Origin of the sequence: Ensifer sp. ZNC0028, assembly GCF_000799055.1 — a bacterium.
GTDB lineage: Bacteria > Pseudomonadota > Alphaproteobacteria > Rhizobiales > Rhizobiaceae > Ensifer.
Genome location: NZ_JTLA01000045.1, coordinates 59,130 through 78,288, shown reverse-complemented (window position 1 = coordinate 78,288; position 19,159 = coordinate 59,130). Strand labels below are relative to the sequence as shown.

The 19,159-nt window shown below is 63.3% G+C and carries 21 protein-coding genes; 7 read left to right on the top strand and 14 right to left on the bottom strand.

Annotated features, from left to right (window positions below; genetic code table 11):
* Position 1 precedes the first annotated feature (1 nt).
* A complete protein-coding gene (locus L981_RS11645; protein ID WP_043615601.1) occupies positions 2 to 769 on the top strand; it encodes an SDR family NAD(P)-dependent oxidoreductase in 768 nt (255 codons plus the stop codon).
* Positions 770 to 780: 11 nt separating this feature from the next.
* The gene (locus L981_RS11640; protein WP_043615598.1) at positions 781 to 2,016 is read left to right on the top strand and encodes a D-arabinono-1,4-lactone oxidase; all 1,236 of its coding nucleotides are present in this window, start codon (positions 781 to 783) and stop codon (positions 2,014 to 2,016) included.
* Positions 2,017 to 2,107: 91 nt separating this feature from the next.
* On the opposite strand, the gene grpE is transcribed toward L981_RS11640, so the two are convergent.
* Both grpE and hrcA read right to left on the bottom strand, forming a co-directional pair.
* Positions 2,108 to 2,716 carry a nucleotide exchange factor GrpE gene (gene grpE, locus L981_RS11635; protein WP_043615596.1) on the bottom strand — a complete coding sequence of 203 codons (609 nt, stop codon included), beginning with the start codon at positions 2,714 to 2,716 and terminating at the stop codon, positions 2,108 to 2,110.
* Between the two features lie 164 nt (positions 2,717 to 2,880).
* Positions 2,881 to 3,960 (bottom strand): heat-inducible transcriptional repressor HrcA, encoded by a 1,080-nt coding sequence (gene hrcA / locus L981_RS11630; protein ID WP_043615594.1) that lies wholly within the window; start codon positions 3,958 to 3,960, stop codon positions 2,881 to 2,883.
* Between the two features lie 262 nt (positions 3,961 to 4,222).
* Between hrcA and rph the strand changes: the two genes are divergently transcribed.
* The 4 genes from rph (at position 4,223) to hemW (ending at position 7,304) form a co-directional block, all read left to right on the top strand.
* On the top strand, positions 4,223 to 4,942 hold the full coding sequence (gene rph, locus L981_RS11625) for a ribonuclease PH (protein WP_043615591.1): 720 nt from the start codon (positions 4,223 to 4,225) through the stop codon (positions 4,940 to 4,942).
* A 16-nt stretch (positions 4,943 to 4,958) separates the two neighbouring features.
* A complete protein-coding gene (locus L981_RS11620; RefSeq protein ID WP_043615589.1) occupies positions 4,959 to 5,378 on the top strand; it encodes a VOC family protein in 420 nt (139 codons plus the stop codon).
* A 17-nt stretch (positions 5,379 to 5,395) separates the two neighbouring features.
* On the top strand, positions 5,396 to 6,040 hold the full coding sequence (gene rdgB / locus L981_RS11615; RefSeq protein WP_043615587.1) for an RdgB/HAM1 family non-canonical purine NTP pyrophosphatase: 645 nt from the start codon (positions 5,396 to 5,398) through the stop codon (positions 6,038 to 6,040).
* 79 nt (positions 6,041 to 6,119) lie between these two features.
* Positions 6,120 to 7,304: a radical SAM family heme chaperone HemW gene (gene hemW, locus L981_RS11610; RefSeq protein ID WP_043615585.1), complete on the top strand. Its 1,185-nt coding sequence runs from the start codon at positions 6,120 to 6,122 to the stop codon at positions 7,302 to 7,304.
* A gap of 81 nt (positions 7,305 to 7,385) precedes the next feature.
* Here hemW and L981_RS11605 read toward each other — a convergent pair whose 3' ends face one another.
* From L981_RS11605 to L981_RS11565, 9 genes are all read right to left on the bottom strand, one after another.
* Positions 7,386 to 8,000 carry a glutathione S-transferase family protein gene (locus tag L981_RS11605; RefSeq protein ID WP_043615583.1) on the bottom strand — a complete coding sequence of 205 codons (615 nt, stop codon included), beginning with the start codon at positions 7,998 to 8,000 and terminating at the stop codon, positions 7,386 to 7,388.
* Positions 8,001 to 8,176: 176 nt separating this feature from the next.
* The gene (locus tag L981_RS11600; protein ID WP_043615581.1) at positions 8,177 to 9,412 is read right to left on the bottom strand and encodes an RNA polymerase sigma factor; all 1,236 of its coding nucleotides are present in this window, start codon (positions 9,410 to 9,412) and stop codon (positions 8,177 to 8,179) included.
* A 47-nt stretch (positions 9,413 to 9,459) separates the two neighbouring features.
* On the bottom strand, positions 9,460 to 9,819 hold the full coding sequence (locus L981_RS11595; protein WP_043615579.1) for a YciI family protein: 360 nt from the start codon (positions 9,817 to 9,819) through the stop codon (positions 9,460 to 9,462).
* 28 nt (positions 9,820 to 9,847) lie between these two features.
* Entirely contained in the window at positions 9,848 to 10,240 is a 393-nt protein-coding gene (locus L981_RS11590) for an MAPEG family protein (protein ID WP_043615577.1), read from the bottom strand.
* Positions 10,241 to 10,571: 331 nt separating this feature from the next.
* Positions 10,572 to 10,937 carry a DUF1801 domain-containing protein gene (locus tag L981_RS11585; protein ID WP_052201753.1) on the bottom strand — a complete coding sequence of 122 codons (366 nt, stop codon included), beginning with the start codon at positions 10,935 to 10,937 and terminating at the stop codon, positions 10,572 to 10,574.
* A gap of 23 nt (positions 10,938 to 10,960) precedes the next feature.
* On the bottom strand, positions 10,961 to 11,374 hold the full coding sequence (locus L981_RS11580; protein WP_052201752.1) for a DoxX family protein: 414 nt from the start codon (positions 11,372 to 11,374) through the stop codon (positions 10,961 to 10,963).
* 69 nt (positions 11,375 to 11,443) lie between these two features.
* Positions 11,444 to 12,715, bottom strand: coding sequence for an RNA polymerase sigma factor (locus tag L981_RS11575; RefSeq protein WP_043615574.1), 1,272 nt, complete (start codon positions 12,713 to 12,715; stop codon positions 11,444 to 11,446).
* A complete protein-coding gene (locus L981_RS11570; protein ID WP_043615571.1) occupies positions 12,712 to 13,086 on the bottom strand; it encodes a YciI family protein in 375 nt (124 codons plus the stop codon). The genes L981_RS11575 and L981_RS11570 overlap by 4 nt, the downstream gene beginning before the upstream one ends.
* A gap of 122 nt (positions 13,087 to 13,208) precedes the next feature.
* Positions 13,209 to 14,168 (bottom strand): DMT family transporter, encoded by a 960-nt coding sequence (locus L981_RS11565; RefSeq protein ID WP_245281620.1) that lies wholly within the window; start codon positions 14,166 to 14,168, stop codon positions 13,209 to 13,211.
* Positions 14,169 to 14,302: 134 nt separating this feature from the next.
* Here L981_RS11565 and gcvA point away from each other — a divergent pair, with 134 nt between their 5' ends.
* The gene (gcvA, locus tag L981_RS11560; protein WP_052201751.1) at positions 14,303 to 15,247 is read left to right on the top strand and encodes a transcriptional regulator GcvA; all 945 of its coding nucleotides are present in this window, start codon (positions 14,303 to 14,305) and stop codon (positions 15,245 to 15,247) included.
* A 49-nt stretch (positions 15,248 to 15,296) separates the two neighbouring features.
* Here the strand turns inward: gcvA and dnaA are convergent, their stop codons facing one another.
* The 3 genes from dnaA to L981_RS11545 all read right to left on the bottom strand — a co-directional run bounded on the left by dnaA (position 15,297) and on the right by L981_RS11545 (position 19,115).
* Complete coding sequence (dnaA, locus tag L981_RS11555; RefSeq protein ID WP_043615700.1) at positions 15,297 to 16,742, bottom strand: chromosomal replication initiator protein DnaA; 1,446 nt, start codon at positions 16,740 to 16,742, stop codon at positions 15,297 to 15,299.
* 1,142 nt (positions 16,743 to 17,884) lie between these two features.
* Complete coding sequence (gene rpsT, locus L981_RS11550) at positions 17,885 to 18,151, bottom strand: 30S ribosomal protein S20 (protein WP_043615568.1); 267 nt, start codon at positions 18,149 to 18,151, stop codon at positions 17,885 to 17,887.
* Positions 18,152 to 18,341: 190 nt separating this feature from the next.
* Complete coding sequence (locus L981_RS11545; protein ID WP_043615565.1) at positions 18,342 to 19,115, bottom strand: enoyl-CoA hydratase; 774 nt, start codon at positions 19,113 to 19,115, stop codon at positions 18,342 to 18,344.
* Between the last annotated feature and the right edge of the window lie 44 nt (positions 19,116 to 19,159).

The following is a 19,159-nucleotide window of genomic DNA, read 5'->3' as shown; positions in this document are numbered from 1 at the left end:
GATGGCAGGCAGGCTTTCAGGCAAGGTGGCGCTGATCAGCGGTGGCGCGGGAGGCTGCGGTCTTGCCGCATCCGAGCTGTTCGCGCGCGAAGGCGCAAAGGTCGCGATCGTCGACCTGCCGCGCAGCAAGGGCGAAGAGGTGGCCGCCTCGATCCGCGCCAATGGCGGCGAGGCGATTTTCGCCCCCGCCGATGTCTCGCTGTCGGCCGAGGTGACCTCCGCCGTCAAGGCGGTCGAAGCGGCCTTCGGTTCCATCACCGTGCTCTTCAACCACGCCGGCATCCTTGCCGTCGGCCCCTTCCTCGAAACGGAGGAGGACGAGTGGGACCGGCTGATGGCGGTCAATGTGCGCAGCATGTTCCTGATGACCAAGGCAGTGTTGCCGGGCATGCTTGCGGCCGGCGGCGGCAGCATCGTCTGCACCTCGTCGATCTCGGCCGTGGCGGCCACACCGATGGAAGTGCTCTACGACACCACCAAGGGTGCCTGCCACATGTTCGCCCGCGCCATCGCCGTCGAGTTCCGCGACCGCGGCATCCGCTGCAACGCCGTCTGCCCGGGCTTCATCGCCACCGACCACGGCAAGCGCGAGCTTGTCGGCCTCAGCAAGTACGGTGTCGACGTTTCGGAGGCGGCCATCGCCGCGCAGCAGGGCCGCATGTGCGATCCGAAGGAAGTGGCGAACGCGGCGCTGTTTCTGGCGAGCGACGAGGCGAGCTTCATCAACGGCACGCATCTGTTCGTCGACAATTGCTTCACCGCGGTTTGAGGGAGGGAAAAATGCTTCAGGCAGGTGGCCACTGGCGCAACTGGGTCGGAAACCAATCATGCATCGTGCGCCATCGCGGCGCGCCGGAGAGCGAGGCGGCGCTGGCCGAAATGGTGCGCGATGCGACAGCGCAGGGGCTGAACGTGCGTTGCGCCGGGTCCGGCCATTCCTTCACACCGGTGGCGCTGACGAGCGGGCTGCATCTGACGCTTTCCAGCATGCAAGGTGTCGTCAACATCGACAGCGCGCGCAAGCGTGTGGCGGTAAAGGCCGGCACCACCATCAACCAGCTCGGCAAGGTGCTGAAGGAAAACGGCCTGTCGCTGATCAACCAGGGCGATATCGACAGCCAGGCGCTAGCCGGCGCGCTGACGACCGGCACACATGGCACCGGCGCCAGGCTCGGCAACATGGCCTCGCAGATCGTCGGCATGCGCCTCGTGCAACCGGACGGCAGCATCCTCGTGGTCGACGAGACGACGCCGGATCTGCTGGAGGCGGCGCGCGTCTCCGTCGGCATGCTCGGCGTGATCTCGGAGATTACCCTGCAGGCGGTGGATAGCTACAATCTCCATGAAAAGCTCTGGCGCTGCACCTTCGACGAAATGATCGAGCAGCACGACGAGCTTGCCGCCAAGCACCGCCATTTCGGCTTCTTCTGGTGCCCGGTGCCCGAGAGCCGCCACTGCTACTGCCTGCCGGATACGGCCTCGGTTTCGACCACCGACAAGACGTCCGACGTCTGCGAGATGAAGGTGATCGACATCACCGGGGAAGCGCCGATGGAGCGCGGTTTCGAGAAGATCGCCTATTCCTCGGAGATCTACCCGATCGAATACGTGCCGAACTTCCACGAGCTCGAATATGCGGTGCCCGTCGCCCACGGCAAGGAAGCGGTCAAAGCGGTGCGCAAGCTGATGCTGGAAAAGCACCCGACCTGCATCTACCCGATCGAGTATCGCTTCACCGCCGGTGACACCGGCTGGATCAGCCCGTTCTTCGAGCAGGATTCGATCACGCTTTCGGTCTCCGGCGAGCCCGGCACCGACTATTGGGAATATCTGAAGGACGTGGACACGATCCTCAGGCAGTACGGGTCGCGGCCGCATTGGGGCAAGCTGCACTTCCTCGGCGCAGAGGATGTAACGGCACTCTACCCCCGCGCCGGCGACTTCCGGGCGCTGAGGGCCAAGGTCGACCCCGAAGGACGCTTCCTCAACGATCACCTGCAGCAATTGTTCGGGTAAGACTTGCCCGCGGCTGTCGCCGCACGGTGCACCAAACAAAAACGCCGCGCGAAGTTCGCGCGGCGTTTTTGTTGAATACCGTTCGGCGGGATCAGGCGGCCGGCGTGTCGCCGTTCTCGCCGGCAACGACCTTGGGGCCGCCCTTGGAGACGCCGACCATGGCCGGACGCAGGACGCGGTCGCCGATGGTGTAGCCGGCCTGGACGACCTGCAGCACCGTGTTGTTCGGCACATCCGCATTCGGGATTTCGAACATCGCCTGGTGGAAGTTCGGGTCGAACTTCTGGCCTTCCGGCTCCAGCTTCTTGACGCCGTGGCGCTCAAGCGCCGAAAGCATCGAGCGCTCGGTCATCTCCACGCCTTCGATCAGCGTGTTGAGACCGGCTTCGCCAGCTTCCTTGGCTTCCGCCGGAATGGCGTCGAGCGCGCGGCGCAGGTTGTCGGATACCGCCAGCATGTCGCGGGCAAAGCCTGCAACCGAATAGGACTTGGCATCCTTGACGTCGCGTTCAGTGCGACGGCGCAGGTTGTCCATCTCGGCGGCAAGCCGAAGGTACTTGTCGCGCAGTTCGGCGCTTTCGGCCCGGGCGAGTTCCAACGGATCGGGCTCGGCAACGGCTGCTGCCTCGGCAGCGTCCGGTGCGGCGTCGAATACCTCGTCGGTGGCCTCGGGTCCGTGCTTGTTCGTATCGTCGGTCATGACGTTCTCCGCAGTGTCGTCTCTATTGTCCTTCGCATTTCCACACCGCAAGCGCGAGCCTGCGTTTCAGCAAAAATGCTCAGGAACTGGATTTGAAGCCGATATCGAGGTTTGGGGCCGAAAAATCAAGGGTTCAATGGCGCACGTGCGCTAAAGGCGCGCTCCTAGCGCGAAAGCCGCGACATCAGCTGCGCGGTATAATCGACCATCGGCACGATGCGCGAGTAGTTGAGCCGCGTCGGACCGATGACGCCAACGGCACCGACGATGCGGTCCTCGCCATCGCGATAGGGTGCGACGATCAACGAGGAGCCGGACAGCGAGAACAGCTTGTTTTCCGAGCCGATGAAGATGCGCACCCCGGGGCCGCTCTCGGCAAGATCGAGCAGCTCGATCATGCTGTCCTTCTTTTCGAGATCGTCGAACAGCATGCGCAGCCGGTCGATATCCTCGGCGCCCTCGAGCCCTTCGAGCAGGTTGGCACGGCCGCGCACGATCAGCCGCGCGGGCTTTTCGTCACCCTCGCTGCCCGACCAGATCGCAAGACCACGCTCGACGAGATCCTGCGACAGCGCGTCCAGCTCGCCGCGCACCGTCTGCTTTACCCTTTCGAGCTGCACGCGCGTTTCGGCGATCGTCTGGCCGGCGAGATGGGCGTTGAGGAAGTTTGCAGCCTCCGTGAGCTGCGAGCTGGTGACGCCGGCCGGCAGCTCGATGATGCGGTTTTCCACCTGGTCATGTTCGCCGACGAGCACGGCCAGCGCCTTGGTCGGCGCCAGGCGGATGAACTCGACATGCTTCAGCACCGGATCGGCCTTGGCGGTGATGACGAGACCCGCGCCGCGCGACATGCCCGACAGCATCTGGCTCGCTTCGGTCAAAAGCGCATCGACCGGCTGGGTATGGTCGTCGCGCCGGACATGCCGGTCGATCGAGGCGCGGTCTTCAGGTGAGAGATTGCCGACCTGCATGAAGGCATCGACGAAGAAGCGCAGGCCCGTCTGGGTCGGCAGGCGACCGGCGCTCACATGCGGCGAATAGATGAGCCCGAGGTCTTCGAGGTCGCTCATCACGTTGCGCACGGAGGCAGGCGACAGCGCCATCGGCAAAAGCCGCGACAGGTTGCGCGAGCCGAGCGGCTCGCCGCTCGTCAGATAGGTCTCCACGATGCGACGGAAAATTTCGCCCGAGCGCTCGTCGAGCGCCGCGGCGATTTCCTTTGCTCCGGGATTGCGCAGTACCATGTCACTCCACATATGCAGGCACATCCTGCCGTGGCCGGAATATAGTGTCCCTGCCGCCCGATGGCAAAAGGGAAAAAACGGTCGATTGCCCGGCTTTCCACCGGTTCCCTTTGCCCGCGCCATGTTCTGCAGCGCCGCGCGTCCTCGGGCGCGCCAAACGTCGCTGCAGCACCTTAAACTGCTGCACAATTTTGTCCCTAAATCGATTTCGATTTGGGGAATTATGCAGTAGAAGGCTCACGAGATACGATAGGAGTTGACGATGCGGCCATCCGGCAGAAAAACCGATCAAATGCGCAAGGTTTCTTTCGAGCGCAATTTTTCCAAGCATGCGGAAGGCTCCTGTCTGGTGCGGTTCGGCGACACGCATGTGCTGTGCACCGCCAGCCTTGAGGAAAAGGTTCCGGCCTGGCTGCGCAATGGCGGCAAGGGCTGGGTGACGGCGGAGTACGGCATGCTGCCGCGCGCCACCGGCGAGCGCATGCGGCGCGAGGCAGCCAGCGGCAAGCAGAGCGGCCGCACCCAGGAAATCCAGCGACTGATCGGCCGGTCGCTGCGCGCCGTCGTCGATCTGCCGGCGCTCGGCGAACGCCAGATCTCGATCGACTGCGACGTCATCCAGGCCGATGGCGGCACGCGCACGGCCTCGATCACCGGCGCCTGGATCGCGCTGCACGACTGCCTGAAGTGGATGGAAGCCCGTAACATGGTCAAGGTCGAGAAGGTCCTGAAGGATCATGTCGCCGCCATTTCCTGCGGTATCTTCGCCAACCAGTCGGTGATCGATCTCGACTACCTCGAAGATTCCGCCGCCGAGACCGACGCCAACTTCGTCATGACCGGTGCGGGCGGTATCGTCGAGATCCAGGGCACGGCGGAAGGCAAGCCTTTCTCGGAAGAAGAATTCGCAAGCCTGATGGGCCTTGCCAAGAACGGCATTGCCGAACTGGTGGCGCTGCAGAAGCAGGCGATCGCCGGCTGACGAAAGGACTTTCAGGATGGCCCCGGCGCTGGAAGGCATTCTCGAGACCGCCCTTTACGTGGGCGACCTCGATGCCGCCGAGGCCTTCTACGGTGGTATTCTCGGGCTGCAGAAGATCACCCGCGCCGCAAACCGGCACGTGTTCTTCCGCTGCGGTCAGGGCGTGCTTTTGATCTTCAATCCGGCCGAAACAGTGAAACCGCCGGCGCCGGACGCAGCCCTGCCAGTACCGCCGCATGGCACGACCGGTCGGGGACATATGTGCTTCCGGGTAGCAGCCGAAGCGCTCGACACCTGGAAAGCTAAGCTCGAAACAGCCGGTATCGAGATCGAAAGCGATCTTCGCTGGCCGAACGGGGCGCGGTCCTTCTATTTCCGCGACCCGGCCGGCAACAGCCTTGAATGTGCGGAACCGGGCCTCTGGTCCATCGAATGAACACGAAACGAGACACCATGCGCAAACTGGACAACAAGACGCTGATCGTCGCCAGCCACAATGCCGGCAAGATCCGCGAAATCCGCGATCTCATCGGCCCGCTCGGCTTCGAGGCGAAGTCGGCCGCCGACCTCAATTTCGTCGAGCCCGACGAGACCGGAACGACCTTCGAGGAAAACGCGACGATCAAGGCGCTCGCCTCGGCCAAGGCATCCGGCCTGCCGGCGCTTTCGGACGATTCGGGTCTCGCGGTCGACGCACTCGATGGCGCACCCGGCGTCTATACCGCCAACTGGGCCGAGCGCGAGGATGGCAGCCGCGACTTCGCCATGGCCATGCAGAAGGTCGAAGATGCGCTGCAGGAGAAGGGCGCCAAGACGCCTTCCGAGCGCACCGCCCGTTTCGTCTCGGTTCTCTGCCTTGCCTGGCCGGACGGCCATGTGGAGCTCTTCCGCGGCGAAGTCGAAGGCTTCGTCGTCTGGCCGCCGCGCGGCAGCCAGGGCTTCGGCTATGATCCGGTGTTCCAGCCCAAGGGCTACGACACCACCTTCGGCGAGATGAGCGCCGACGAGAAGCACGGCTGGAAGCCGGGCGACGAAGAGGCCCTGTCGCACCGCGCCCGCGCCTTCAAGATCTTTGCCGAAACCTGCCTCGGAGCGTGATCGGAGCGGGAGGTGGAAACCGCAGATTTATCCGCCGCATCCCCGCTCCCTATGAAATGTGACCATGAGAGACGCAATAATGCAGACTGCCACGCTAGCGGCGATCGGTGACGGCATGGACCCCGGTTTCGGGGTCTATGTGCATTGGCCGTTCTGCGCGGCCAAATGCCCCTATTGCGACTTCAACAGCCATGTGCGCCACCAGCCGGTGGACCAGCCGCGTTTCGTTGCCGCTTTCCTCAAAGAAATGGAAGAAGTGCGCGAGCTTTCCGGCCCGCGCACGGTCACCAGCGTCTTCATGGGCGGCGGTACGCCGTCCTTGATGGAACCCGCCACGGTCGACGCCATCCTCCAAGGCATCGCCCGCCATTGGCATGTGCCTGATGGCATCGAGATCACCATGGAGGCGAACCCGTCGAGCGTCGAGGCGACACGCTTCCACGGCTACCGCGCCGCCGGCGTCAACCGCGTCTCGCTCGGCGTCCAGGCGCTGAACGACCGGGACCTGAAGTTCCTCGGCCGGCTGCACAATGTCGAGGACGCGCTGAAGGCAATCCGACTGGCGCGCGAGATCTTCCCGCGCATGTCGTTCGACCTGATCTATGCCCGCCCCAACCAGACGGTCGAGGAATGGGAGCGCGAGCTGAAGGAAGCCGTTTCCTACGCGGTCGACCACCTGTCGCTCTACCAGCTGACGATCGAGGAGGGCACTCCGTTCTTCGGCCTGCACAAGGCCGGCAAGCTCGTCGTTCCCGACGGCGAACAATCGGCGGTGCTCTACGAGGCGACGCAGGACATCACGGCTTCGATCGGCATGCCGGCCTACGAGGTTTCCAACCACGCCCGCCCGGGTGCCGAAAGCCGCCACAACCTCACCTACTGGCGCTACGGCGACTATGCCGGTATCGGCCCGGGTGCGCATGGGCGTCTCGGCATCGGCAACGGCAAGATCGCGACCTCCACGGAGCGCAAGCCCGAGGAATGGCTGCGTCTCGTAGAGACCCATGGCCACGGCATGATCGAACGGGAATCGCTCGATCTCGAAGCTCAGTCCGACGAGCTGCTGCTGATGGGCCTGCGCCTGAAAGAAGGCGTCGATCTCGCCCGCTGGCAGACCCTTTCCGGCCGCGATCCGGACCCGGAGCGCGAACAGTTCCTGATCGATCACGGCTTCATCGAGAGGCTCGGCAATTCCCGCCTGCGCTGCACGCCGGCGGGCATGCTGATCCTCGACGCGGTGGTCGCCGATCTCGCCTGCCCGTAAGGCGATCGTGACGCAGCAGCGGACGGCAACTGCCGGGCAGTGGCCCACAGCGGCGCCCGGTTTTTTTCGCCGGCTACCGGTTCAATCGAACGTTTCGCCCGACAGCGGCGTCGCCCGCATGGACGGCCGCTCTTCGAAAGCGTCGAACCAGCGGGCCAAGCGCGGCCGATCCCGAAACGACGGCAAGTCGCGGAAAGCCATCCAGGAGAGCGTGGTTGCGAGCGCGATCTGGCCGATATCGACGGCGGCTTCCGTATCCAGCGTCCGCTCCAGCCAGTCGTAGGTCGCCTCGATCTTCTCGACATAACCATCGGCAAGCGCCGGAAAACGCAGATGCTCCGGCCGGCGCTCCCATTCCCAGCGCAGGCCGATACCCGTCTGGGCCAGCACCTGCGCCACCGACTGCAGCCTGAGCGCGCGCCAGCGCGGCTCGCCCGCCTCAGGGATCAGCTTGCGGCCCTCATGGAGCGTGTCGAGATAGGCGCAGATCACGTCGCTGTCGAAGATCGGCTCCTGCCCCTCACGCAACAGGATCGGAACCTTGCCGAGCGGGTTTTCGGCATAGACCTCGTCGTTGCGCCGTGTCGGGCTGGTTTCGTGATGAATGACCTCAAGCCGGGCGGCAAGACCGATCTCATGGGCAAAGACGAGCGCCTTGCGAGCGAAGGGGGAATGGGTCTGGTAATAGAGGATCATGTCTATCTCGCTGGATCTGGTGTGAATTCCTGGTCCTGCGCAGAGATATTGCATTCAGCGTGATAAAGGCGCTCTGTTTTGCAACCACGACTGCAAGTTTGTTTCGTCAAGATCTGTTTCGCCGGATGGGCCTTCGGCCGACAAACGCGTGCCGCTGCCGTCCAGCGCACAAATCGTCATTCCGACCCGGTCAATGGCAGTGCGGCCAAACGTTTTTCCAGGAACAGAACTTCGGCCAGGCCCGGTGCGATGGCGATCGCGCGCCGATAGGCGTCTGCGGCCTCGGCATGTTTGCCCACTGACGCCAAAAGCGCCGCGTGCGCCGCATGCCACGGCTGGTAGTCCGCAAGTTCTGCTGCGAGCCCCTCGACGATCGCCAGCCCGCGGGCAGCATCGCCCGCCTCGGCCACGGCCACAGCGGCGTTGAGCGAGACCACCGGTGTCGGCTCAAACCGGAAGAGGGCGGCATAAAGCGCGGCGATTTGCGGCCAGTCGGGTCCTCCCTCACCCAGCCGGCAATCGGCGATGGCAGCCTTGATCTGGTATGGGCCGGGGCTTCGTCGGCTCACGGCGCGCGCAAGAAGGGCGCGGCCCTGTGCGATCTGCGCCTGGTCCCATAGATTGCGATCCTGTTCGCTCAGCGGAAGGCTTGCCCCGTCAGCACCGATCCGTGCCGCGCGGCGTGCGGCGGTCAAGAGGATCATCGCCAGCGCACCCTCGATTTCCGGGTCCGCCGGGCGCAGCCGGTCGATCATCCGCATCAGATACTCGGCTTCCAGACACAGATCCCTTGGACCTTCCGTCGCCGCGAGATAGCCGGTCGTGAAAATCAGGTAGATCGTGGTCAACACGGCGTCCAGCCGCGCCGGCCAGTGCTCGGCCGTCGGCACGAAAAACGAGATGCCGGCGCCCGCGATCTTGGCCTTGGCGCGGCTGATGCGTTGGCCCATCGTCGGCTCGTGGTCCAGGAAGGCACGGGCTATTTCGGTGGTGGAGAGCCCGCAGACTGTCCGCAAGGTCAGTGCCACGCGTGACTTCAGCTCAAGCGCCGGGTGGCAGCAGACGAAGATCAGGCGCAGGCGCTCGTCGGGAATGTCTTCAGGGTCCGCTTCCTCGCGAACGATGAGTTGCGCCAGTGCCTCGGCCTTGCCGATATCACGGCGAGCGGCGCGCAGGCGATCAAGCGCCTTGCGCCGGGCAACTGTCAAAAGCCAGCCCTGCGGCGATGCCGGCATGCCCGTCCGGCCCCAATGCGACAGCGCCGAAACGGCTGCCTCCTGCAGCGCGTCCTCTGCCAGCGACAAGTCACGCAGGTTGGCGACAAGGATGGCAAGCATCCGCCCCCGATCGGCCCGCAGCGTGCTGTCGAGCAACTTCGCCACTGCGATGGCCCTGGGGACGGCTTGTGTCATGGATCGAGTGTCATGGATCAGGTGCCATGGATCATGATCATCGGGGATTAGCTCGCCGGGTTGTAGTCCATGAGCGGACGCACCTCGATCGTGCCGAAATGCGCCGAGGGTATCAACGCTGCGTAGGTGAGCGCCGCATCCAGGTCCGCGACATCGATGACATAATAGCCGCCGAGATGCTCGTGCGTTTCGGCAAACGGACCATCCATGGTTTCGACCTTGCCGGACTTGATGCGCAGCGACGTTGCGGTTTCGACCCCCTGCAGGCCTTCGCCCGACCGCAGCACGCCGTCCTCCTTCATCCGCGCGTTGGCGGCGAAGAACCCCGCCATCATCTCGTGGAAGGCGGGCGTGCCATAGGCCGGTTCTTTTTGAGGGTCGTTATAGATCAGCAGCATATATTGCATGGTTTCATCTTTCGATTGGGTGCAGCCTTCAAAGGCCGACGATGTTGGCGCCCAGGCAGACCATGGCGTTGAGCGCAGCAAGGATGTTGGTGCCGTTTCCGACGTAACGAAGCGGGTGCCCTGCATTGTCAGCCTTCAGGCCGAAGGGGTGCGCAATCCGCCCGATCAGCAACAGCGCGCCCGAGATATGCAGATACAGCGCCGGAGCCCCCATGCCTTCGGCAAGGATCATCAAAATGACGACGAACGCCGACCATTCAGCGCAATTGCCATGTTGGCGGATACGCTGAAGCAAAAGGGCATTTCCGCCGTCACCAAACGATACGCCCTGCGCGGATCGCATCGCGCTGACGCGGAACCACAGGATCAGATAGATCGCCGCCACGGGCAGCGCATAAAGCGGTGTCACAGTAAAAATCATGGTCTCTCCAATGGGATTGAATAGTCTGAGCGCTCGATGGACGTCCGCGCTTCGCAAATTTCGACATGGTGCTAAATTTTTTTCGGAAATTTTTGAGGATCGGCCGGCGGGACCATGCACGACCTGTGGAATCCATGCAAGGAGAGGTCGTATTTTAGAAACGATGCACGCAAAAGCGAGCGCCGCGCGCACGCTGGCGACGAGCCTGGCGATGGATCATGACCGCCTCGCGGGATCCGGCACGCGCGCGTGTTCCCGCGAAGAGATGGGCTTTGGCGGCGATGCAGGCGTCCTCATGCATCGCCACGCTGCAGGAGCGGTTCGTCAGAACCTACTTCATCGGATCGCCCTTGAGGCGATTGAGTTCGATGCCCCTGGCAACGAGCCGGGCGACCTGTGCTGCGTCGACGTCATCGGTGCTGCGCAGGCGGATATAGGCCATGTCACCCTTGCCGCCGCCCTTCTCCATGCGAGGATCAAGATCGAGCATGTCAGCTCCGCGCCAGAAGCCGAAGGTGACGGAGTCCTTTGTGCCCTTGAGCAGGCAGACAGCGCCGCCGGCGTCGTAGACGGGATGCCCCCATTTGACGATGTCCGTCAGCCCGCCCACCGCGAGGATAGCATCATGCAGGCGTTTCGCCACGTCGGCGGGAACGCCGGAAAGGCCGGCAATGTAGTCGTTGACTGTCTTGGTCATGGTCGTCTTTCTATCGCTTGCCGTTAGTTCTTGAGCGGGATGAGCGCGCGCAGGCGCGGATCCCGAAGCCAGAGGCCGCCCCAGGCGATCACGCCGAGATAGAAGCCGAAAAGCAGATGGGTGAAGAGCGGGCTGCCGGCGCGCAGATGCGTCGCCATCGCGCCACCGAGATAGCCGGTGAGCAGAATGGCGCCGAGGATCGAGGTGCGCGGGATCACATAGAGCACCGTGCATAGCAATGTGAGAATGCCGAGCAGACGTGCCAGGCCCTGGTCGGCCGAGTAGCCGAGCGCGACCATGGTTTCGGTGACGACGGCAAGCGGCACGAGCTTGATGGCCGCATCGAAGATCAGGAAGGCGACAAGCAGGCCGCTGAGGAAGCGGCCGAGGATGATCGACTTTGCCGTCGGGGCTGGCACTGCAAGGCTGGTGGTCATGGGTTTCTCTCCTTGGATTTCGTTCTCGGTCCAAGGACGAAACCGCATGCGGGATCCCGACAGCGGCCGTCAGATTTTTCTTTCGGAGATCTCGATGCCAGGCGTTTCATCGAGCTTGTCGAGCTGCATGCGGATGTAAGCGCATTCGGCCGCGTTGGTGGCGAGTGCGATCGCATGGTCGAAGGCGACGCGCGCTTCGCGAACCTTGCCAAGCTGCTTCAGGAGATGGCCGCTCAGGCCATGGAAATAGAAATAGCCGGAGAGCTTCTCCGCCAAGGGCGCGATCATCGCCAGCGCCGCTTCCGGGCCCTGACGCTTCGAAACCGCCACGGCGCGGTTGAGCGTGATCACCGGTGATGGCTGCAGTCGTTCGAGCGCCTGGTAGAGCAGGTCGATCTGCGCCCAGTCGGTCTCACCCGCCCGTTCGGCGCGGGCATGCAGCGCCGCGATCGCCGCCTGGATCTGGTAGGCGCCCGGTTGACGGTACTGCATCGCCCTGTCGATCAGCGCCAAGGCCTCGTCGATCAGCGGGCGGTCCCACAGGCCCCGGTCCTGGTCTTCGAGCAGGATGACGGCGCCATCGGCATCGAACCGGGCGCGTGCCCGCGAATGCTGGATCATCAGCAGCGCCGTCAGCCCCATGATCTCCGGCTCGGCCGGGAACAGCTGAAGCAGCAGGCGTCCGAGCCGGATCGCCTCCTGGCACAGGTCGGCCGAGACGCTTTCCGGTCCGTTCATCGCCGAATAGCCCTCGTTGAAGACGAGGTAGATCATCGTCGCGACGGCGGCGAGCCGGTCTGACCGATCGGCCGCATCCGGGGTCTCGAAGGCAAGGCCGGCGGCGGCGACACGCGACTTGGCCCGGGTGATCCGCTGTTCCATCGCCGCCTCGCTGACGAGGAAGGCGCGGGCGATCTGCTTGACCGAAAGGCCCGAAACGATGCGCAGCGCCAGCGCGATCTGCTGCGTTGCCGGCAGCGCCGGATTGCTGCAGACGAACAGCAGGCGAAGAATGTCGTCGCGATAGTGGGAGCCGTCGAGCTGGTCGGCGAGCGCGCCCTCCTGATCCTCAAGGTCGGAAAGAATTTCCTCCGGCGGCAGCGCCGTCTCGCGGGACTGGCGGCGCACCTTGTCGATGCCGCTGTTGCGGCCGACGAAGATCAGCCAGGCGGCGGGGTCGCGCGGCGGGCCGCTCTTCGGCCAGGTCTTCAAAGCCCGGATACAGGCCTCCTGAAACGCTTCTTCGGCGGTGTCGAGGTTGCGGAAATAGCGCAACAGCGCGCCCACGGCCTGCGGCCGGGCCGAAACAAGTGCGAGGTCTATCCAGGCTGTGTCTGTCATGAAGCAAGCTCACTGGGTTTGTAGATGGCAAGAGGACGGATTTCGTAGGAGCCAGCAGCCGGGTTGGCGGAGCTCAGATCGCGGGCAAAATCGAGTGCTTCATCGACAGACGCGCAGTCGATGACGTAGAAGCCAAGCAATTGCTCTTTCGTCTCGGCAAACGGGCCATCGATTACGATCGTCTCGCTGTGACTGTGCCGGAGCGTCGTCGCCGACGTCGTCGGCATCAAGCGCGCCACTGGTCCAAGCCGGCCTGCCTCCGCATATTTGCTCTGTACGGCCAACAGATCATGCATGACTTTTTCGTCCTGCTCCTTGGTCCAGGCGTTCGTGACATCTTCTTGATTGTAGCAAAACACGGCGTAAAGCATCGGAACTCCAGCTCCTGAAACAAAGACGGTGGCGGCAAGCAATAGCCGACAACCGGGATGAAAAAAACAGGGCCGGTGGTGCTTTCGCCCACCGGCCCGCAATGCGTGTAAATCAGAAACGCTCAAGCGTTGTCGCGGCACTCTAACTTGGTGTCGATGGCCGGCCGGGAAAAGAGGCGCAAAAGCCGCCCGTCAATCGCCGCCAGACCAGCTGTGATCAAGGTCATGCCGAGAAAGTGCTTGGGTTCCAGCGTTTCGCCGAGGAACAGGGCGCCAAGCAGGATGGCGCTGACCGGGATCAGGAAGGTCACCAGCATCAGGTTTGTGACACCGGCAGTCTCAAGGATGCGGAAGAACAGGACATAGGCGAGCGCCGTGGAAATGAGCGCGATGCCGACGATCGCCGCCCAGACGTCGAAGCCGGGCATGGGAAGCGTCCAGGGATGATCGATCAGCAGTGACAGCGGGATCAGCATGGTGCTTGCGGCCGAGACCTGGCCGGTCGCCGTCACGATCGGCGCCACGCCCATGCGCTTGAAGCGGCGGGCAAAGACACCGGCGAGCGCATAGGAAAGCGCTGCACCGAGCACGGCGACCTGGGCAAGCAGGTTCGAACCGAGCCCACCGAGCGCCGCCGGGCCGATCATCATCGCAACCCCGAGGAAGCCGACGACGACACCGGCAAAACGGTTGGCTGTCAGTTTCTCGTCATCGGTCAGGAGATGCGCGACGATCACGCCGAAAAGCGGCGTGGTCGCATTGAGGATCGAGGCAAGGCCACTGGCGATATGCGTCTGCCCCCAGACGATCAACGAGAAGGGGATGAGATTGTTGAGCAGACCCATGCCGAAGAAAGCGACCCATACGCGCGGGTCGCGCGGCATCGACAGCCCCATCAGACGAACGAAGGCGAACAGCGCGAGCGCCGCGAGACTGACGCGGAGCGCCACGATCGTGACCGGCGGCAACGCCTTGACGGCGACGCCGATGAAGAAGAACGAACCGCCCCACAGAATGGAGAGCAGGATCAACATGCCCCATTCCCGGGCGCCCATGACCTTGGCCTGCGTTGCTTGCGTCATTGCCTTAACCCTCGTTTGTTTGTCAGGCTAAACCGTGATGGCATCGACCATCTTGACTTTGTGCCATTATTCTCAGGATATTGAGCTTCGAACAAACGATCATTTCTCGACACATGATTGAGTTTGGCTAAACCATGGCGACATCCCTTCCCTCCCTCGCCTCGCTGCGCGCCTTCGAGGCGACGGCGCGCCATTCGAGCGTGACGAAGGCCGCACAGGAACTCAACGTGACGCCTGGCGCGGTCAGCCTGCAGGTGCGCGAACTGGAGCAGACGCTTGGCGTGCCGCTTTTTGAGCGCCGGCCGAGACAGTTGGTGCTGACGGAGGACGGCAGCACCTATTTCGCGACACTCAGGCGCGCGTTCCGGATGATGCGCGAAGCGACCGAGGAGCTGACGGCACGCAAGCGCGCGCCGGTGCTGACGGTGAGCTGCACGCCCACTTTTGCCGCCCAATGGCTGGTCCCGCGCATCGGCGCCTTCGAGCTGCAGGTGCCTGGCATCGACGTGCGCATCAGCACCACCAACCGGCTGACGGACTTCAACGCCGACGGGGTCGACATTGCCATCCGCCACGGGCTTGGCCGCTATGACGGGCTCGTCAGTGAACGGCTGATCGATGACGACCCGGTCCCGGTCCTTCACCCGGCATTACGCGCAAGGAACCCGCTCGACATGCCGGGCGACCTCGCCGCGCATGTGCTCCTGCACGATGTGCACCGTCAGGATTGGAGGCTGTGGCTGGATGCGGCAGGCGCCGACGGGGTGGACGCCGGACGAGGGCCAGTCTTCGTCAACAGCAACGGCGCCATCGAGGCAGCCAAGGCCGGCGACGGCGTTGCACTGGTGCGCCTGTCGCTGGTCACGCGCGAGCTTGCGGAGGGCGTGCTGGAAGCCCCCTTCCCCGAGGGCGTCATGACCGGGCTTGCCTATCATCTCGTGTACCCGCCGGCGGCTCTCGACCGGCCGCCGGTCACGGCCTTTCGTGCCTGGATCATCGAGCAGGCGCGGGCCGAACAGGGCGTGGGAAATCCAGCGGCCAAGCACTCGCCGCGGCCGGCACTGAAAACGGTCCGGTAAAACAAAAAAGCCCGGGCGAACCCGGGCTTTTTTCGGCAATCCGCCGCGACTATTCGTTGATCAGGCGCTTCAGCAGCTCGATCTCATGGCTGAGCTTGGTGTCACCCGAAATCAGCTCCTCGATCTTGCGCACGGCATGCAGCACGGTCGTATGGTCGCGTCCGCCGAAGCGACGGCCGATCTCCGGGAAGGAGCGCGGCGTCAGCGTCTTCGACAGATACATGGCGATCTGGCGCGGCTTGACGATGACACGGGTGCGGCGGTTGGAGACAAGCTCCTGGCGCGAGACGTTGTAGTGCTTGGCGACGACGCGCTGGATGTCCTCGATGCGGACGCGGCGGGGTTCGCCGGCGTTGACGAGGTGGCCGAGCAGTTCATCGACGCGCTCGATCGAGAGCTGCGGCTCGAAGGAGCGGCGGAACAGGAGCTGGTTGAAGGCGCCTTCCAGTTCGCGGCCGCTGGCCGTCACGTTGCGTGCCACATGGCTGAGGATTTCGCCGGGAATGTCGAGCGAACCGTCGTCCTGACGGGCCGTGTCCAGGCGACGCTTCAGCATTTCCAGGCGCATGTCGTAGTCCGGGCCGTCCATCTCGATGGCGACGCCGCCCTGGAGACGCGAACGAACGCGGCTGTCGAGCGATTCCAGTTCCCACGGTGCGCGGTCGGCGGCGACGACGACCTGCTTGGCGGAATCGAGCAGCATGTTCAGGAGATGGCAGAACTCATGCTGGATCGACTTGCCCTGCAGGAACTGCATGTCGTCGATGATCAGGAGATCGATGTTGCGCAGCGACTCCTTCAAGGACAGCGCGTCGTTGTCGCGGATCGCGGTGGCGAAACGCCACATGAAATATTCGGCCGTCAGGTAGACGACGCGCGGTGCACGCGCGCTCTGCAGCGCCTGGATGGCGATCGCCTGCAGAAGGTGCGTCTTGCCGAGGCCGACGCTCGAATGGATGAAGAGCGGGTTGAACCGCACCGCACCGGCGCCGGCTTCCGCGATCGTCCGGGCGGCGGCAAGCGCCACGCGGTTCGAGGACCCCTCGACGAAGCTCTCGAAATTGTAGCGCTGGTCGAGCGGCGAGCCGAAAAGCGGCGCCTGGGTCGGCTTCTGCATGCTTGCGACGGTCGCCGCGGCAACACTTGCCACCGGCTGGGCTGCGGCCGGACGGCGCGCGGGCTGGGCCGGAGCTGCTTCTGCCGCCTGCGGCAGCACATCTTCCTGGGTGGTCGGACGGGCGCCACGGGTTGCCGTGCGCACCAGGATCTCGATCTTCATGATCTCGCCGTCTTCCTGCTGGAAGATCGAGGTGATGAGGTCGAGATAACGGTTGTTGATCCAGGACTTCAGGAACGTGGTCGGCACCGAAAGGCGCACAACGCTCTTGGATACGGAATGGAGCTTCAGACGCCCAAACCAGCTTGCAAAGACATCCGGACCGACTTGAGCTTTGAGACGCGCACTTACCCGCTCGAACAGTGCGTCGTGCCTCATGTCGATTTTTTCCCCCGCCGCCTGAGATAGATTGCTTCCGGCCTGAAATGCGTCTCCTTCTTTCTGAAGTGCGCCCGCCGTCACCAAATTCATCTGCATTTTGCCGCCTTCCAATTCATGTTCAGATGCCGTCATCGCTGCCGGCCTCATCTCTTATGTCCGTCGCCCGCGGCGCCTTCGAAGGCCATGCCGCTTTCGCCGAACGTCACAGTCGCAGACGACGCCGGGCTCCTCATCTCCCGCCTCGCTGCGCGCTACGCGCACCCACCTGCCCTTCGGGCCGGAGGATGTCCCCTCGCGCCTCTTGTCAACAATCCCTTCGACGCGCTCCCGCGCCGTACCGGATCCTCCTCCTCGTCAACAGCTCCTCGCACCCTCGTACGAAGCGATGAGCCGCGCGTTGGACCTTGGCCTCGTGTCGGGCGCCGCTTGCACCCTCCATCGAGACCGCCTGCATGTTTCCTTTGTCGTAGCCGATCAAAGGGCAGGATAGGCAGCCGTCAAAGCGCCGCAGCGACCTTCAGGCGTCCGACCGGACGCACGGTGCTGCAGATGGCCGCCTCACAATCACAGGACGAAAGTTTCTCGTCCGGAGTGGTATGAACCATCCGGTTTTTCACCTTCGACTTGTCTGATTGAACGACGCGGAGCCGCCCTGATACAAAGGACAGAAACATCGAAACCATTTCTTCGAAATGGCCTCTTTTGCTTCCTTTTACAGATGTGGTCCGTGTCCCCTGTGGAGGGCATTTAGGCAGGATCGATGGGCAAGATCAATCGCGATTTTTACGCAACCTTAAGCGCCGGCCGTTGACTCTCCGGCCGCCATTTGCTTGCCGCATTCCGAGTCCGAGAAGAATCCCTGTTGAATCAAGGGTTTTGATTTTTCGCTCTTTGCTTAGCTGGCGAAAAAGAAAAAAAATAAAAATTCGCTTGACTCAGAATGGGCCTAACGGACCCCCAGCCAGAGACATCCTTTTGATAAGGACCTCTCACAAGTCATTGAAATAATTATATAAATTTTGTCATCGCACTGACATAAGCCCAAGCCGCCAGATTAACCATCGCAATGACAGAAGTATGAATCCGAAAAGCCCGGCGCAAGGGCCGGGCTCTCGATTAACAGATTTTTCTTAGCCGGATTAGGCCGAAAGCGACTTTACGCGCTGTGCAAGACGCGAAACCTTGCGCGATGCAGTGTTGGCGTGCAGGACGCCCTTGGTGGCTGCGCGCATCAGCTCGGGCTGAGCTGCCTTGAGCGCTGCGGCTGCGACGGCCTGGTCGCCGGTTGCGATCGCTTCTTCTACCTTGCGGATGAAGCCACGGACGCGCGAACGACGGGCCTTGTTCACTGCAGTGCGGCGTGCGATCTTGCGGGTCGCCTTTTTCGCCGAAGTTGTATTGGCCATTTGTGCCTCTCTTCGAAAACTGACATGAACTCCGCCCTCGCCGTGCCGGGTCACTGCGACCTGTCATCAAAGCAATTCGGGAGTATTTCCGGAAAGCCCAGGATGGCGTTCCAAACTGAGGGCGGCGTATAGCGGGAAACGGCCGCCCCGTCAACGCGCATTTTCCAGAATCTGCGCGCCACCCCTTGCGCTAGCGATGCTGGAAGTCCGGCTTGCGCTTGGCGACGAAGGCGGCCATGCCCTCTTTCTGGTCTTCGGTTGCAAACAGCGAATGGAAGAGACGCCGCTCGAAACGCAGGCCTTCGGCAAGGGTCAACTCGAGCGAGCGGTTGACCGCTTCCTTGGCCATCATAACGGCCGGCAGCGAGAAGGACGCAATCTTCTCGGCAGCGGCCAGCGCTTCCTCCATCAGTTTCTCCGGCGCCACCACACGCGATACGAGTCCTGCGCGTTCGGCCTCGGCCGCATCCATCATACGGCCGGTCAGCACAAGATCCATCGCCTTGGCCTTGCCGACGGCGCGCGTCAGGCGTTGGGAGCCGCCCATGCCGGGAATGACGCCGAGGGTGATTTCCGGCTGGCCGAATTTCGCAGTCTCGGATGCAATGATAAAGTCACACATCATCGCCAGTTCGCAGCCGCCGCCGAGCGCATAGCCGGAGACCGCGGCGATCACGGGCTTGCGGGCCGCAGCGACCTGGTCCCAGCCGCCGATGAAGTCGCCGAGATAGCTGTCGACGAAATCGAGCGTCTGCATCTCCTTGATATCGGCGCCGGCGGCAAAGGCCTTCTCCGAGCCGGCAAGGACGACGGCGCCGATCTCCTTGTCGGCATCGAAGGCCTTCAGCGCTGCGGCAAGCTCGCGCATCACGGTCGAGTTCAGCGCGTTCAGCGCCTGCGGACGATTGAGCGTCACCAGGCCGACGCGGCCGCGTGTTTCGACCAGCAGCGTTTCGTAGGTCATTCCTGTTTCCTCCGGTTCATGCACCAGACCGCTCACGGACCGGC